14 protein-coding genes and 1 pseudogene are annotated in these 14789 nt (G+C 65.1%); 9 read left to right on the forward strand and 6 right to left on the reverse strand.

The annotated features are described in order from the left end of the window. Positions 1-11: 11 nt before the first annotated feature. A complete protein-coding gene (locus tag PSV40_RS12645; RefSeq protein WP_300538009.1) occupies positions 12-446 on the forward strand; it encodes a DUF1841 family protein in 435 nt (144 codons plus the stop codon). A gap of 266 nt (positions 447-712) precedes the next feature. On the opposite strand, the gene PSV40_RS12650 is transcribed toward PSV40_RS12645, so the two are convergent. Then, on the reverse strand, positions 713-1378 hold the full coding sequence (locus tag PSV40_RS12650; protein ID WP_300538012.1) for a c-type cytochrome: 666 nt from the start codon (positions 1376-1378) through the stop codon (positions 713-715). Between the two features lie 135 nt (positions 1379-1513). On the opposite strand from PSV40_RS12650, the gene PSV40_RS12655 reads away from it, so the two are divergent. The 8 genes from PSV40_RS12655 (at position 1514) to PSV40_RS12690 (ending at position 11023) form a co-directional block, all read left to right on the forward strand. Further along, entirely contained in the window at positions 1514-2356 is an 843-nt protein-coding gene (locus PSV40_RS12655; RefSeq protein ID WP_300538014.1) for a MoxR family ATPase, read from the forward strand. An 8-nt stretch (positions 2357-2364) separates the two neighbouring features. After that, positions 2365-2604, forward strand: a complete 240-nt coding sequence (locus tag PSV40_RS12660; protein WP_300538017.1) for a hypothetical protein — start codon at positions 2365-2367, stop codon at positions 2602-2604. After that, a complete protein-coding gene (locus tag PSV40_RS12665) occupies positions 2601-3197 on the forward strand; it encodes a GNAT family N-acetyltransferase (protein ID WP_300538020.1) in 597 nt (198 codons plus the stop codon). The genes PSV40_RS12660 and PSV40_RS12665 overlap by 4 nt, the downstream gene beginning before the upstream one ends. A 95-nt stretch (positions 3198-3292) precedes the next feature. After that, positions 3293-3508 (forward strand): addiction module protein, encoded by a 216-nt coding sequence (locus tag PSV40_RS12670; RefSeq protein WP_300538022.1) that lies wholly within the window; start codon positions 3293-3295, stop codon positions 3506-3508. Continuing rightward, entirely contained in the window at positions 3505-3798 is a 294-nt protein-coding gene (locus PSV40_RS12675; protein ID WP_300538025.1) for a type II toxin-antitoxin system RelE/ParE family toxin, read from the forward strand. The genes PSV40_RS12670 and PSV40_RS12675 overlap by 4 nt, the downstream gene beginning before the upstream one ends. 2 nt (positions 3799-3800) lie before the next feature. Beyond that, on the forward strand, positions 3801-5042 hold the full coding sequence (locus tag PSV40_RS12680; RefSeq protein WP_300538028.1) for a VWA domain-containing protein: 1242 nt from the start codon (positions 3801-3803) through the stop codon (positions 5040-5042). Between the two features lie 147 nt (positions 5043-5189). Beyond that, entirely contained in the window at positions 5190-7034 is a 1845-nt protein-coding gene (locus PSV40_RS12685; RefSeq protein ID WP_300538031.1) for a BamA/TamA family outer membrane protein, read from the forward strand. A gap of 5 nt (positions 7035-7039) precedes the next feature. After that, positions 7040-11023 (forward strand): translocation/assembly module TamB domain-containing protein, encoded by a 3984-nt coding sequence (locus tag PSV40_RS12690; protein ID WP_300538033.1) that lies wholly within the window; start codon positions 7040-7042, stop codon positions 11021-11023. A 162-nt stretch (positions 11024-11185) separates the two neighbouring features. Here PSV40_RS12690 and PSV40_RS12695 read toward each other — a convergent pair whose 3' ends face one another. From PSV40_RS12695 to PSV40_RS12715, 5 genes and pseudogenes are all read right to left on the reverse strand, one after another. Then, positions 11186-11356 carry an EthD domain-containing protein gene (locus PSV40_RS12695; RefSeq protein ID WP_300538036.1) on the reverse strand — a complete coding sequence of 57 codons (171 nt, stop codon included), beginning with the start codon at positions 11354-11356 and terminating at the stop codon, positions 11186-11188. 47 nt (positions 11357-11403) lie between these two features. After that, entirely contained in the window at positions 11404-12102 is a 699-nt protein-coding gene (locus PSV40_RS12700) for an EthD domain-containing protein (RefSeq protein ID WP_300538039.1), read from the reverse strand. Further along, positions 12099-13289: an NADH:flavin oxidoreductase/NADH oxidase gene (locus PSV40_RS12705; protein ID WP_300538042.1), complete on the reverse strand. Its 1191-nt coding sequence runs from the start codon at positions 13287-13289 to the stop codon at positions 12099-12101. Before PSV40_RS12705 ends, PSV40_RS12700 begins: the two co-directional genes overlap by 4 nt. Before the next feature lie 12 nt (positions 13290-13301). Continuing rightward, positions 13302-14222 carry a DMT family transporter gene (locus tag PSV40_RS12710; RefSeq protein WP_300538045.1) on the reverse strand — a complete coding sequence of 307 codons (921 nt, stop codon included), beginning with the start codon at positions 14220-14222 and terminating at the stop codon, positions 13302-13304. A 137-nt stretch (positions 14223-14359) separates the two neighbouring features. Next, positions 14360-14770, reverse strand: a pseudogene (locus PSV40_RS12715) (homogentisate 1,2-dioxygenase); the annotation flags it as partial. Between the last annotated feature and the right edge of the window lie 19 nt (positions 14771-14789).

A 14789-nucleotide genomic window follows, 5' to 3' on the forward strand; every position in this document is an offset into this window, starting at 1 on the left:
ACGCTTGACCCATGTTCACGCCTTCGCAAGCCGACGTCCGTCGTTTTTACTGTTCCGTTTACGCCAAAGCCCGCTCAGGGCAAGCGCTGGAAGCTATTGAAACCATAGCAAGCCAGTGGATCGACGAGCACCCCGAGTACCACGCCGACTTTGCCGATGCCGATGCGGCGCTGGAGAAGATGTACGACGTGGAAGGCGGCAAGACCAACCCCTTCCTTCACCTGTCCATGCACCTGTCGATCAGCGAGCAGTGTTCGATTGACCAGCCGCGCGGCATCCGGCAGGCCGTCGAGCTGCTGACCGCCCGGCGCAATTCGCTGCACGACGCCCACCATGAAGCCATGGACTGCCTGGGCCAGATGGTCTGGGAAAGCCAGCGCGCCGGCCGCCCACCCGACGGCGCCGCCTACATCGCCTGCGTGCAGCGCCACGCGACAAGAGATTAGCCCCCACGGTTGCTCACTGCGCGTAGCGCCCGCACCTTGCAGGCCGCCGCTCGCCAGACGCTTCGCTTCTGGTGCCTGTCCAAACCTGCTCAAGCAGGTTCGGAGCCGCAGCCACCAGCCCCGAGGGGGCCGCTGCGCCTGCGGGCCGGCAAAGCCGGACCCGCGGCCCCTGCTTGAAAAGAGAAAGAGCCCCACGATTGCACGTCCGAATATTCGTCCACAAAAAAAGCCGCTGATTCAGCGGCTTTTTACAGGAGCGAAGCGGTTTAACGGAACTTGCTCTGAGGAACCACCTTCAGGTCGCCCTCGATGGAGGCCATGTAGTTGGCCAGCTGCTTGAGCTCCGCGTTGGTGTACTGCTTGGCCATGCCGGCCATGATGGCGTTGCCGCGACCCACGGTTTTGTTGTTTTCCACTTTGTAGGCCTTGAGCGCCACAAACAGGTAGTCGGCATGCTGGCCGCCGAGCTTGGGATAGGACGGATCGATCGGCTTGCTGAAGTCGGCGCCGTGGCAGGACGCGCAATTGGCCTTGCCCAGCAGGGCAGCGACGGCCGGGCTTGGCGTTTTGGCGGTGCGCGCTGCGGCGGCTGCGCCTTCGGTCACGCCATGCTGGGCGTAATACGCGGACAGATCGGCAATGTCCTGGTCGCTCAGCGACTCGGCGATGCCGCGCATCGTGGGGTGTTTGCGCTCGCCTTTTTTATAGGCATGCAGGGCCGCGTCAATGTACTTGCCGCTCTGGCCTGAAATCATGGGGACTTTGTAGACCTCGGGAAAGCTGGCCTGGTAACCCTTGATGCCATGGCAGCCGATACACATGGCATTTTTGGTTTCGCCAGCCTTGACATCACCCTTGATGTCCTGGGAATGGGCGGAAACCGTCACAAATGAGACAGCCAGGGCGAATAAGGTGGTGAACAGCTTGGTCATTTTGCGCGCACAATCAGGTGAGAATTTGTTATAAAAAACAACCGCTGATTATATCTGTGCCTGCCGCGGCCCGGTCCTGCCCCGGCTTAATCACCGCAGATTCCCCCATCTTCCTGTCCCTACCTCCTGTCCACCATGAAATTCCAAGGCTCCAGAAACTACGTCGCCACCCAGGACCTGATGCTCGCCGTCAACGCCTCCGCCACTCTGAAAAAGCCCCTGCTGGTCAAGGGCGAGCCCGGCACCGGCAAGACCATGCTGGCCGAGGAAGTGGCCGAAGCCTTGCAACTGCCACTGTTGCAGTGGCACATCAAGTCCACCACCAAGGCCCAGCAGGGCCTGTATGAATATGACGCGGTGTCGCGCCTGCGCGACTCGCAGCTCGGTGACGAAAAGGTCAAGGACATCCACAACTACATCATCAAGGGCGTGCTCTGGCAGGCCTTTACCGCCGACGAGCCGGTCGCGCTGCTGATCGACGAAATCGACAAGGCCGACATCGAGTTCCCGAACGACCTGCTGCGCGAGATCGACCGCATGGAGTTCTACTGCTACGAGACCCGCGAGCTGATCAAGGCCAAACACCGGCCGCTGGTCTTCATCACCTCGAACAACGAAAAAGAACTGCCCGACGCCTTTTTGCGCCGCTGCTTCTTCCATTACATCAAGTTCCCCGATGCCGACACGATGAAACTGATCGTCGATGTGCACTTCCCCGGCCTCAAGAAAGAACTGCTGGCCGCGGCCATGAAGACCTTCTACGACGTGCGCAACCTGCCCGGCCTGAAGAAAAAGCCTTCCACCAGCGAACTGCTGGACTGGCTCAAGCTGCTGGTGGCCGAAGACATTCCGCTGGAGGCGCTGCAAAGCAGGGAAGACAAGGTGGCCGTGCCGCCGCTGGTCGGCGCGCTGCTCAAGAACGAGCAGGACGTCACCTTGTTTGAAAAACTGGTGTTCATGCAACGCCACAACCGCTAGACCCGGCCATGGCAAGCAACAACCGCAATCTCCTGGTCGAAGGCCTGTCCGACGCCGTCGGTTTTGTCGGCGGCGCGCTGCTCGGCTTCTGGCTGGGCCGGTTGTTCGGCCTCGACATATTTGCCGCCGGTTACGGCAACAGCGCCGTAGGCGGCATCGTGCTGGTGGGCCTGGGTGGTGGTCTGGGGCTGCAGATCGCGCGGCGCTGGCGCCGTGCGCAGGCCAAAAAACAGGGCAAAGATACATGAGTTTTGTGCAACCCGTCATTCTTTCGGGGCGCGGCGTCGAGTTGGTGCCGTTGGCACTCGACCACGAAGCCGGCCTGCGCGCCGCGGCCGCCGACGGTGAACTCTGGAAGCTGCGTGTCACCTCGGTCCCGGAGCCGGACCAGACGACAAGCTATATTGAAGACGCGCTCAAGGGCCGCGACGCCGGCCACCGCTTTGCCTTTGCCGTGCGCGATGCCGCCAGCGGCACCGTGCTGGGCAGCAGCAGTTACCACGACATACTGCCGGCCGTGAAACGCGTGGAGATTGGCTACACCTGGTACGCCGCGCGCAGCCAGCGCACACACGTCAACACCACCTGCAAGCTGCTGATGCTCACGCATGCGTTCGAAACGCTGGACTGCAACGTCGTCGGCTGGCGCACCGACAATTTCAACTTCGCCTCGCAGCGCGCCATCGAACGCCTGGGCGCCAAAAAAGACGGCGTGATCCGCGGCCACGCCCTGAGGCGCGACGGCACCATCCGCGACACGGTGATGTACAGCCTGCGCTCGGGGGAGTGGCCGGAGGTCAAAGCTCAGTTGCGGTACCTGCTCGACAAGCCGAGAACCTGATACAGCGCCCCGCGAAGCGGAGAACCATCCGCCCCGCTTCGGATCGAATGGTTTCATAATCATGGAGCGTCATTGAAAGTCCACAGGAGTTATCCATGAACACCCTTTTGAAAGAAATTGAGGTCCTAGGTGTCCACGAAAAACTGCAACTCGTGGAAGACTTGTGGGACAGCATTGATAAAGAACTCATGCCTCCCATGAGTGATGCCTTGAAGGCGGAACTGGACCGCCGCGCCGCGTGGGCAGATGCGCACCCTGGTTCGGGGACTTCGCTGCAAGACATTGCCTTGTCCCTGGGTGTCCGTTTGTGAAATTTGCCGTCGTATTTGAAGCCAGCGCCAGAGATGACTTGCTTGCGGCCTTCCATTGGTACGAGGCCAGACAGTCGGGGCTGGGTGAAGAGTTTTTGCGCAGCGTTGCGGCGGTAGAAGAAGCCTTGGCTCGAAACCCCGAGCGCTACCCCTTGGCCAATGCACCTTATCGCAGTGCCAAACTCCGCAAATTTCCGTACGGCTTGCACTACCGAATTGTCGGGGAGAAAATTTCCATTCTTTCCTGTTTGCATTTTCGTCAGAGCCCTGAGCGCTGGCCAGGAAATTAGCCATGTTGATTGACTTCTTCTACACCCTGCGTTCGGCCAAATTGCCGGTCTCGGTCAAGGAATACCTGATGCTGCTCGAGGCGCTGCAGGCCGGCGTGGTCGGGCCCAACAGCGGCAAGGGGGAGGACGGCGAGACCGGCGAGGGCGAGGACGGCCGCACAGGCGAAGGCGCCTGGAAAATCGACGACTTCTACTACCTGAGCCGCACGGTGCTGGTGAAGGACGAAAAACACTACGACAAGTTCGATCGCGCCTTCGCGGCCTACTTCAAGGGTGTGGAGATGATTGCCGACTTCACCAAGGACATTCCGCTGGAGTGGCTGCGCAAGAACCTGGAGCTCGAGCTCAGCCCCGAAGAGAAAGCCAAGATCGAGAAGATGGGCTGGGACGAGCTCATGGAAACGCTGAAAAAGCGTTTCGAAGAGCAGAAAGAGCGCCATGAAGGCGGCAGCAAGTGGATAGGCACGGGCGGCACCTCGCCCTTCGGCGCCAACGGCTTCAACCCGCAGGGCATACGCATCGGCCAGGAGAAAAGCCGCAACAAAAGCGCGGTGAAAGTCTGGGACCAGCGCGCCTACAAGGACTACGACGACACCCAGGAGCTGGGCACGCGCAACATCAAGGTGGCGCTGCGCCGCCTGCGCAAGTTTGCGCGTGAAGGCCATGTCGAGGAACTGGACCTGGACGACACCATCCGCTCCACCGCGGCCAACGCCGGCTGGCTGGACATCAAGATGGTGCCGGAGCGCCACAACAACGTGAAGGTGCTGCTGTTGATGGACGTGGGCGGCACCATGGACGAACACATCAGCCGCGTCGAAGAGCTGTTCTCGGCCACCAAGACCGAGTTCAAGCACATCGAGTTTTACTACTTCCACAACTGCGTCTATGACTTCATGTGGAAGAACAACCGGCGCCGCTTCAGCGAGAAGTTTGCGACCTGGGACATCATCCGCAAGTACAACAAGGACTACAAGCTGATCTTTGTGGGCGACGCGACCATGAGCCCTTACGAAATATTACAACCGGGCGGCAGCGTCGAATACAACAACGAGGAAGCCGGCGCCGAGTGGATGCAGCGGCTGACCAACGCCTTCCCGAAATTCGTCTGGATCAACCCCGAGCCGCAAGGCGTCTGGCAGTACCGCCAGAGCATCAGCGTGATGCAGCAGCTGGTGAACCAGCGCATGTACCCCCTGACCATCAAGGGGCTTGAAGAAGCCATGCGGCTGCTCTCCAAGTAAACTGGAAATGTGCCTCACTCCTGTCTCTGCCGCACGCATTGGGCGCCTGTCCGGTCCTTGATCGCCGCACCCTTCGCCTCCCTTTTCCTTGTCCTGGCCACGGCCGCCGCAGCGCAGCCGGCTGCGCCCGTGCCATCGGCACCACCGATGGAAGTCAACACCTCGCCCGCCTCGGGCGTGACGCAAACCGCACCCGCCCCCGCCGCCCCACCCGCCAGCGTGGCGCCGCCGCCCACGCCGGCAGGCTCGGTCGGGCCGACGCAGGCGCAGACCGAAGTCACCGCCTTCGACATCGAGGTGCGCGCGCCCGACGGCGTGCGCGAGTTACTGGAGCGCCACCTGGAACTGCAGCGCTACCGCGCGGTGACCGACCTCGACGATGCCGAGCTGGCCCGCCTGATCGTGCTGGCCGAACGCAATGTGCGCAACCTGGTGGGCACGCTGGGTTACTTCAGCCCCGTGGTCCGCATCACCCAGGAAGGGGCGGCCGCGCAGCACCCCCGCATCGTGATTGCCGTCACACCCGGCGAACTGACCCGCATCCAGGACGTGGCCATAGCTTTCGCGGGTGACATCGCCGCGTCGCCCGATGCCGACGCAGTGGCGCAGCGCGAAGAAATCCGCAGCGACTGGCGCCTGCCCGTCGGCCAGCGCTTCACCCAGGACAACTGGGACAGCGCCAAAACCCAGGCCTTGCGCGGCCTGGTGGCCAGGCGTTACCCGGCCGGCCGGCTGGCCGACAGCCTGGCCGACATCGACCCCGCCACCCAAAGCGCAAACCTGTCGCTGAGGCTTGATTCCGGACCGCTGTACCGGCTGGGGCCCATGCAGGTCAGCGGCATCCAGCGCTACGACCCGCTGCTGGTGCCGCGGCTGGCACGCCTGCCGCCCGGCTCGGTGTATGACCAGAACCGGCTGGTCGAAGCTCAGCAGCGCCTGGCCGCCAGCGGTTATTTCGACTCGGCCGCCATTTTTGTGGACCCCGACAGCGACCCGGCGGCCGCGCCCGTGCAGGTGCAGGTGCGCGAGGCATTGCTGCAAAAGGTCGTGCTGGGCGTGGGCATCACCACCGACAGCGGGCCGCGCGCGTCGGTGGAACACACGCACCACCGCGTGCCGGGCATCGGCTGGCGTGCGGTCACCAAGCTGCAGCTGGAGCGCAAGTCACCGTTTGCGCAGACCGAATGGACCGCCATACCCGATGACGGTGGCTGGCGCTGGGGCGCGCTCGGCCGGGTCGAACGCCTGGACGATGACGAGCTGGTCACCCGCGCGCAACGCCTGCGTTTCGGCCGCTCGCAGGCCGGCGACCGCATAGACCGCAACATCTACCTGCAGTACGACCGCGCGAACGTGCAGACCAGGCGAGCGGCCGCCCTGACCGCCAGCGACGTCGGCGACGGCTCGGCCCTGAGCGCCAACTACGTCTGGACCGGCCGTTATTTCGACAGCCTGCCGTTTCCCAGCAAGGGTTACGGCCTGGGTTTTGAACTCGGTGGCGGCGTCACGCTGGGCAATGAACGCAAGCCTTTCCTGCGCACCACCGGGCGCTGGCTGGGCGTGAAATCGCTGACGAATGGCCGGCTCGCCCTGCGTGCCGAAGCCGGCGCCGTGGTGGCCGCCGACTCGGCGCGCATCCCCGCCACACAACTGTTTCGCACCGGCGGCGACAACACTGTGCGTGGTTATGGCTACCGCGACATCGGCGTCGAGCGCGCCAGCGGCGTGACCGGACCGGGCCGCTACCTGGCGGTCGGCAGCGTGGAATGGCAACGGCCGATACGGCGCAACGGCCTGCCCACCGAATGGGAACACACCTTGTTTGTCGACGCCGGCTCAGTGGCCGAACGGCCCAAGGACCTTCATGCCAAGGTCGGTGTCGGCACGGGCGTGCGCTGGCGCAGCCCGATCGGGCCGCTGCAGATTGACCTGGCCTATGGCCTGGCACCCAAAAAACTGCGGCTGCACATGAGTGTGGGTTTTGTTTTCTGATGGCCATGGCCGACACCGCCCCCACTACCGCCTCCGCACCCACGGCTTCCAGCCGCAAGCCGCCACGCCGCTGGCGCACCGCGCTGGCCGCCACCGGTGCTGCCTTGCTGGCGGTGCTGCTGTCCGCCCTGGCCTGGCTCTGGTGGTGGTCGGGCACCGAAGGCTCTCTGGCCTACGCATTGCGCTGGGCCGCCGTCTCGCAGCCGCTCAGCGCCGAAGGCGTGAGCGGCTCGCTGCGCGCCGGCGGCCAGGTGCAGACACTGCGCTGGCAGCAGGAGCGCCTGCAACTCGTCGCCAGCGATGTCCAGTTGCGCTGGCAACCGCTGTCACTGCTCTCGGGAACGCTCCGGCTCGAGCGCCTGGCCGCAGCCAGCCTGACGGTGGATGACCAGCGCCCGCCGGCGGAAGCCGCCGCCGGTCCGCCGGCATCGGTGGCGCTGCCCTTTCGCATCACCCTGGAGGAACTGGCGATAGACCGGCTGCTGTGGCTGGGCCCGCCCGCGCTGGAGGCCAAAGCCATCCGCGCGCGTTATGCCTTTGACGGCGTGCACCACCAGGTCGAACTGGCGAATGCAGACTTCGCCGACGGGCGTTACACCGGCCGCGCCACCCTGCTCGCCACCGGCGCGCTGACGCTGGACGCCGCGATGTCGGGCGTGCTCGAAGCCGCCGTGCCGGGCAGCGCGGCCCGCCTGCCCCTGGCGTTTCAGGCCACGGCCAAAGGCCCCCTGGCCGAACTGCAGGCCAGCGGCGAACTCAAGCAACTCAGCGCACCGGCCCGCCCCGGCGACACGCCGCAAGCCAGCGCCACAGCGCGCATCACGCCCTGGGCCGCGCAGCCCCTGCCGCAGGCCGATGCCACCTTTGTCGCGCTGGACCTGGCCAGCCTCTGGCCGGGCGCACCGCAGACCGGGCTCAGCGGCAGCCTCAGCGTGCGGCCCGACAGCCGCCGCAGCGACGCCTGGCAGCTGCAGACCGACGTCAAGAACAGCCTGCCCGGCCCCTGGGACCAGCAGCGCCTGCCGCTGGACAAGCTGCAGGCCGAAGGCGAGTGGCGCGGCGGCGTGGCCATGGTGCGCAGCCTGCAGGCCCGGCTCGGCGGCGGCGAGATCACGGCCAGCGGCCAGTGGTCGGAGGCGACCCCGGCCACCGTCCCGTCCACAACGCCCACGACGCCCGCGGCGGCTGGCGCGCAGGACTGGCAGGTGCAGGCCACGCTAAAAAACATCAACCCCGCCGCGCTGCACACCCAGCTGGCGGCGCTGCCGGTGGACGGGCGCGCCGACGTCAAGGGGCAAGCAGGCGCCATCGTTTTTGATGCCGGCCTGGCCGCCAGCGGAAAAACCGCCGCCCCTCCCGCCCGTTCCACCCGTACCACCAACGGCGCGCTGGCCGCCTTGCGCCTGCGCGACGCGAGCGCCACCGGCCGCTGGGCGGGTGACACACTGACGCTGTCGACACTGCAGCTGCGCACCGACGACGCCGAACTGGCCGGCACGCTGGAAGTGCAACCCGCCGCCCGCAGCGGCAAGGGCCGGCTGGACCTGACCGCGCCCGGCCTGGCCGCCCAGGTACAGGGTGAACTGCAGGCCACACGCGGCGCCGGCAAGCTCAGCCTGCGCGGCCGCGATGCGGCCCAGGCCCTGCGCTGGCTGCAGCGCCTGCCCGGCGCGCCGGTCGCCTTGCAACAGGCGTCAGCCAGCGGCAGCGCCGAACTCCAGCTCAGCTGGCAAGGCGGCTGGCGCGACCCGGCGCTGCAGGCCAGCCTGAGCCTGCCCGCGCTGGACTGGCGCAACAGCGCCGCCCCTGCCAACATATCCGCCAACAAAACCACCACGCCCGCAAGCCCCGCGGCCCCTGCCGGTGTGCTGCAGTTCCGCGCGATCCAGGCCACGCTGTCCGGCCGCCTGAGCCAGGCCGAGCTCAAGCTCCAGGGCCGGCTGGAACAACAGCAGCGCCGCTACGCCCTGCAACTGGCCGCCAGCGGTGGCCGCAGCGACCCCGCCCCGGCCAGCCTCGCCGCGTGGACCACGGCGCCGTGGCAGGCCCTGGTGCAGCAACTGCAGGTGTCGGTCGAAGACCCGGCCCTGGGCGCCGGTGCCTGGCGCCTGGCCACGCAGAAAGCGGTGCCGCTGAAGTGGACGCCAACATTGGCCGGCGGCGCGCTGGAAGCCGGCGCCGGCCAGGCCCTGCTGACCGCACCCGCACGCGCGGCTGCGGCCGGCCCCGCTTCACAAGCCACACTGGCCTGGCAGCCTGTGCGCTGGCGCGCCGGCGAGTTGCTGACCGCCGGCACCCTCACCGGCCTGCCGCTGGCCTGGCTGGAGCTTGTCGCCGGCCCGCAGCTGGCGGGCGCGGGCCTGGCCGGTGACCTGGTGTTTGACGGCCAGTGGGACGCCGCACTGGGCAACACCCTGCGCCTGCAGGCCAGCCTGACCCGCAGCCGCGGTGACCTCACGGTGCAGGCCGAAACTGCGCAAGGCAGCGCCACACGGGTCGCCGCTGGTGTGAAGGAAGCGCGCCTGACACTCGACAGCCAGGGCGACGCGCTGACCCTGGGCCTGCGCTGGGACAGCGAGCGCGCCGGCAGCGCCGACGGCCAGCTCACCACGCGGCTGGCTAGAAGCAGCACAGGCTGGGCCTGGCCGGCAGACGCACCCCTGAACGGCCGCCTGCGCGCGCAGCTGCCGCGCATCGGTGTGTGGTCGGTGCTGGCGCCGCCCGGCTGGCGGCTGCGCGGCTCGCTGGCGGCGAATGTCGCCCTCAGCGGCAACCGCGCCGCGCCGCAACTGGCCGGCACGCTGCAGGCCGACGATCTGGCGCTGCGCTCGGTGGTGGACGGCATCGAGTTCGGCAAGGGCACGCTGCGCGCCACCCTGGACGGCACCCGCATGCGTATCAGCGAGTTCACCCTGCAAGGCGCCGGCGGCCAAGGCACGGGCGGGCTGCTGCGCGCGCAGGGCGAAGCCGGCTGGATCAATGGCAAGCCCGAGGTGCGGCTGGACGCCAAGCTGGAACGCCTGCGCGCCAGCCTGCGCACCGACAGAGAGCTCACCGTGTCGGGCGACATCCAGGCCAGCCTGGTCGGCCGGGCCGCGTCGCTCACCGGCCGGCTGCTGATCGATCAGGCGCGCATCCTGCTGCCCGACGAAAGCACGCCGCAGCTCGGCGACGACGTGGTGGTGCGCAGCAGCAGCGGCGCGGCCGCCGGCAAAAAAGCGCCGGCCGAGGCCCATGCGCCGGCAGCCGCACCCGCCGGCCAGGACGGCCGCAGCCTGAACCTGGCGGTGCAGATCGACCTGGGCCAGGACTTCCGCATCCGCGGCAAGGGACTGGACACCCGCGTGCAAGGCACGCTCGCGCTCAGCGGTGAATCCCTGGGCAGCGCGCGCCTGAACGGCACGGTGCGCACCGTGGGCGGGCAATACCGCGCCTACGGCCAGCGCCTGGATGTCGAACAGGGACAACTGCGTTTTACCGGCGCCATCGACAACCCGACGCTGGACATCCTGGCGATACGCCCCAACCTCACGCAGCGCGTGGGTGTGCAGATCACCGGCACCGCCCTGCTGCCGCGCGTGCGCCTGTACGCGCAGCCCGAGCTGTCCGATGCCGAGAAACTGTCCTGGCTGGTGGTGGGCCGCGCCTCGGCCAGCGGCGGCGCCGAAGCCGCGCTGCTGCAGCAGGCGGCGATTGCGCTGCTGGGCAGCAAGGCCGGCGGCATGTCCGGCGGACTGGCCGCTTCGCTGGGGCTGGACGAGCTGTCTTTCCGCGGCGCATCAAGCAACGCCGACGGCAGCGCCGCGCAAGGCGCTGTCACCCTGGGCAAACGCTTTTCGCGCAACTTCTATGCGGCCTACGAACGCAGCCTGTCAGGCGCACTCGGCACGCTGTACCTGTTTTACGATTTGTCGCAGCGCTTCACGCTACGGGCCGAAGCCGGCCAGCAAAGCGCGGTGGACCTGATCTACACCGTGCCCTTCGATTAGGGCAAGCACCTGCCAGCTATTGATAGATCAAGGTTTCAAGATATTGGACAAATTAGGCAAATTTACACCTCTGTTTCAGCAATATCAAAAGAAGCAGACAGATGACGTTCCACCGGCTCGAGGGTGTCCAGAATTTTGTGTGAACGGAGCGAGCGTTAATTTTTAAGAGGGCACGCTGCGGCATGACCACAACACCTTGTCCACTCGGTTCTGGATGTATTGCGCAACGCCTTCCAATTCAAGCGCCAGCTTTCCGTGGGGGCCCGCCCAGTAGCTCCGGAAATCGCTGTTTGACATGCCCTCTTTCCGGGCCAGCAGCGTCATGCGTTTCATGGCTTCTCCTTCACGACCTGGGCTCGGTCATCTGAAGCGAAGCATGTTCAGACAATCCGGTGCTCCTTCACCAGAAAGGCGGTGATCTCCGAGAGAAACGTTTTCGCGTGCGCCATCGTGCGTTGCCCGGCCTCGGAAGAAAACGCCGTTTCGAGCGTCTCTTCGGATTCGAACCACAGCTCCACGATGCCGTCCATGGGCAGCTCCTTGTAGTCGCACGGCGTCCCTTTGACCCGCTCTCGTTCGATGATGACGTTCTGCCGATACGCGCTGACCCCCGGCATCTTCTTCACGAACTCGCCATGCACGCACCATTCGTGGCGGAAGTCCGCCTCGGACATGCCGTCCGGACGGCGCAATGTGGAAATTCGCTTGAGTAGCCGGGCTCTTTGGGGATCCTCCGGCAGGGGAATGACCACCTGCTGTTCAGCCGTGACGATGAGGAGCTGGTCAATGAACTTCGCCTCGTCGGCGATCAAGGCCGCGGCAAAACTGCCATCGTTGAACGCATGGTGGGCCGATGCGGAATCGTCAAACCACAGTTGGGAGAACCCGTCAAAGTTCCAAGGTCCTCGCGCAAAGTCGATGCCCCGCTGCTGTCGGTCGACCACATGGTTCTGCCAATACTCACGCAGGTTCGACAATCCGGACCTGACCAGCGGGCCGTGGTTCTGAAGCCAGTAGTTCTGGAATTGAGGGGTGTCGAGCGAGCTCAACTTGTTGAGCAATCCAAGACGGACTTTCATGTTTTTTTCTGAAGGGTTGAAATAGCGTGCGATGTATCTTTCGCCGCTTCGAGAAACTGACGCAGTGCGGGGGCTCGCTTGGCGAGCCAGACACCATGGCGGATGGGCCATCGCTCGAAACCTGGGTCAGCGCCCAGGGCGATGGCGGCGTGGTGCGACCAATAGGGGTCGAGCAGCGCCTCCCGTCCGAGTGCAACCAGATCGGCTTTGCCTTCTTCGAGAATCGCCTGCGCCTGATGGGCATCCACGATCATTCCCACGGCCTGCGTCATCACCTGCGCTTCATGGCGAATCCTCTCGGAGAACGGAACCTGAAAACCCAGGCCGCGCGGAACAGGCAATGCGCGGGTCTCTTCGGTCAGCCCTCCCGAGGAGCAGTCGATGACATCGACGCCGCAGGCTTTGAGCTCTTTCGCCAACACGACCGAGTCGTCCAGCGACCAGCCGTCCACCGTGCCATCCACGGCAGACAAGCGACAGAACAGCGGCTTGGGCGTGGGCCACGCTATCCGAACTGCACGAGCAACGTCGAGCGCCAGTTTCATGCGCTTCCAAAGGCTTCCACCCCAATCGTCCTGGCGCTGGTTCGAGCTGGGGGACAGGAAGCTGGCCACCAGATAGCCATGCCCAAAATGCAACTCGACCACATCGAAACCAGCGCGTTCTGCTCGCACCGTCGCATCCACGAAACTCTTCACCACGGCCGCGATGCCGCTCTCGTCCAACACGTCTGGGGCCGACCACCCCGGCCCCGCGGGAATGGCGCTGGGACCCAGCCGCTCCCAGGGCTCTTCGTCGCCCGCCATGCTGTCAGGGCTGAGCGCCGCACCGCCATCCCACAGCGGTTGGCTGCCGGACTTGCGCCCTGCGTGCGCCAGCTGAACACCGATCGCACTGTTGTTCGCATGAACGAAGTCAACCACCGCTTTCAGCGGTTCGACCTGGCTGTCCTTCCAGAGGCCCAGATCGGCCGTGCCAATCCGACCGCGTGGATCCACCGCGGTGCTCTCGGTCAGAATCAGACCTGCGCCACCCAGCGCAAATTTTCCAAGGTGAACCATGTGCCAGGGCGTTGCATGCCCGCGGTCAGCCGCGTGCTGGCACATGGGGGAAATCACGATCCGGTTGCCCAGCTCGAGTTCGCGCAGCTTCAGAGACTGAAATAGCAGGGGGGTGGTTTGTGTCATGAGAGCCAAGGTTCAAGGCGCGGGCGCCGTTGTTGCAGAAGGAGGCTTCGTACCCAGGTAGGTACCCGCCATCACGGCCAAAAATCCACCGAGATGCCATGCCGTGAGTCGTTCATCCAACACGACCGCGGCGAAGAAAATCCCGAAGACAGGCACCAGGTACAGAAAGACCGAAGTTCTTGCGACGCCAATCCGACTGATGGCGTGATTCCAGACCAGGTTGGAGACGGCGGTGGCAAAAACACCTGAGAAGAGAATGAGGGCCCATTGCCTCGCATCGGGAACCGCCGTTGCAGCGACCTGTCCAAAGGACGACAGGGAAGCGTGAACAACGAGCAAGGACGTTCCGATGACGTAGATCACCCAACTGATCGTGACCGTATGGAGATGACGAGCCAGGCGTTGTACGAGCGCGCCACCCGTTGCAAAGCTCAGCACGGACGCCACCAGCATCAGGTCGCCCACCCCCGCGCGAGACAAGCCGGCACCGGGGTGGCTCAGCACGACAGCTGCCACGCCACCAAAGCCCAAGAGGACTCCACAAATGCGTGGGCGCGTCAGCGGTTCACCAAATGCAATGGTGGCCAGAAGCGCCGAGAACAAGGGACTCAGCGCCATGATCAAGGCACCATTGGTTGCAGTAGAGCGCACCAGACCTTCGACAAACAGAACCTGGTTGGAGTACACCATGAGCACGGCACACACCACGAGGCCAAGCGTTCTTCTCCATGTGAACCCGGCCAGGCCGTAGCGCTTCCAGATCACGATCAACGTGAGTGCGACACACGCAACCACCATCCGCACAGCAGCAACGACAAGAGGATCGAGCGCGCCCGTCAAGACTTTGACGGCCGAAACGTTCACCCCCCAGACCGCCATGGCGATGATCAGGATGGACTGAACCGATGTGATCGGATGGGCTGTGGCGCTCATGGTTCAAAGACCCCCGCACCAGGGGACGCGCTGTCTCAATGCGTGCGCAAAAGCCATACCTAGAACAAGGACACCAGCCGCCGAAACGGCAAATGCGATCGTCAAGTCGTTTCGCATCAAAAGCCGAGAGACCGCCGATACACGTGCGCAGCAAGCCCGGTCTGCGCTTCGGCGTCGCCGTTGGCCGCCAGGGTGTGCATGCCTTCGATGAAGTCCGCGTTGGAGTTTTCAACGGGTAACGGCGACCAGCGCAAAGGTTCGGGTGCAAGCGCGATGTCCCGCGTTGCACCCGTTGTCCAGACCGACTGTGCAAAAGCCTGGTACCGCTCGACCAACACGGAGGGCTGGCGCCGGTACATCCAGGAGCGCCGGTTTTCATGGCGCGGCGCCGTGAATGCGGTGCCAGAGATCAGCTCTGGATAGAGGTCGAGGGGCGCAAGTTGCGGGCTGTTCCGACCCTGCGGCAATGCGCCAGCGACAGCCTCGGTGGCGTACTCGTTGCCAAAACCACTCTGGTAGCGGCGGTCGGCTATTGCTTGCTTCGTCATGAAGTACTCTTCCTGAAAC

It is taken from the genome of Polaromonas sp. (genome assembly GCF_029945925.1).
Taxonomy (GTDB): Bacteria; Pseudomonadota; Gammaproteobacteria; order Burkholderiales; family Burkholderiaceae_C; genus Polaromonas.

Bases quoted from the DNA above. Each gene is read 5' to 3' on its own strand.
- PSV40_RS12645 (WP_300538009.1), top strand. From the start codon at position 12: ATGTTCACGCCTTCGCAAGCCGACGTCCGTCGTTTTTACTGTTCCGTT.
- PSV40_RS12650 (WP_300538012.1), bottom strand. From the start codon at position 1,378: ATGACCAAGCTGTTCACCACCTTATTCGCCCTGGCTGTCTCATTTGTG.
- PSV40_RS12655 (WP_300538014.1), top strand. From the start codon at position 1,514: ATGAAATTCCAAGGCTCCAGAAACTACGTCGCCACCCAGGACCTGATG.
- PSV40_RS12660 (WP_300538017.1), top strand. From the start codon at position 2,365: ATGGCAAGCAACAACCGCAATCTCCTGGTCGAAGGCCTGTCCGACGCC.
- PSV40_RS12665 (WP_300538020.1), top strand. From the start codon at position 2,601: ATGAGTTTTGTGCAACCCGTCATTCTTTCGGGGCGCGGCGTCGAGTTG.
- PSV40_RS12670 (WP_300538022.1), top strand. From the start codon at position 3,293: ATGAACACCCTTTTGAAAGAAATTGAGGTCCTAGGTGTCCACGAAAAA.
- PSV40_RS12680 (WP_300538028.1), top strand. From the start codon at position 3,801: ATGTTGATTGACTTCTTCTACACCCTGCGTTCGGCCAAATTGCCGGTC.
- PSV40_RS12685 (WP_300538031.1), top strand. From the start codon at position 5,190: ATGGAAGTCAACACCTCGCCCGCCTCGGGCGTGACGCAAACCGCACCC.
- PSV40_RS12690 (WP_300538033.1), top strand. From the start codon at position 7,040: ATGGCCGACACCGCCCCCACTACCGCCTCCGCACCCACGGCTTCCAGC.
- PSV40_RS12695 (WP_300538036.1), bottom strand. From the start codon at position 11,356: ATGAAACGCATGACGCTGCTGGCCCGGAAAGAGGGCATGTCAAACAGC.
- PSV40_RS12700 (WP_300538039.1), bottom strand. From the start codon at position 12,102: ATGAAAGTCCGTCTTGGATTGCTCAACAAGTTGAGCTCGCTCGACACC.
- PSV40_RS12705 (WP_300538042.1), bottom strand. From the start codon at position 13,289: ATGACACAAACCACCCCCCTGCTATTTCAGTCTCTGAAGCTGCGCGAA.
- PSV40_RS12710 (WP_300538045.1), bottom strand. From the start codon at position 14,222: ATGAGCGCCACAGCCCATCCGATCACATCGGTTCAGTCCATCCTGATC.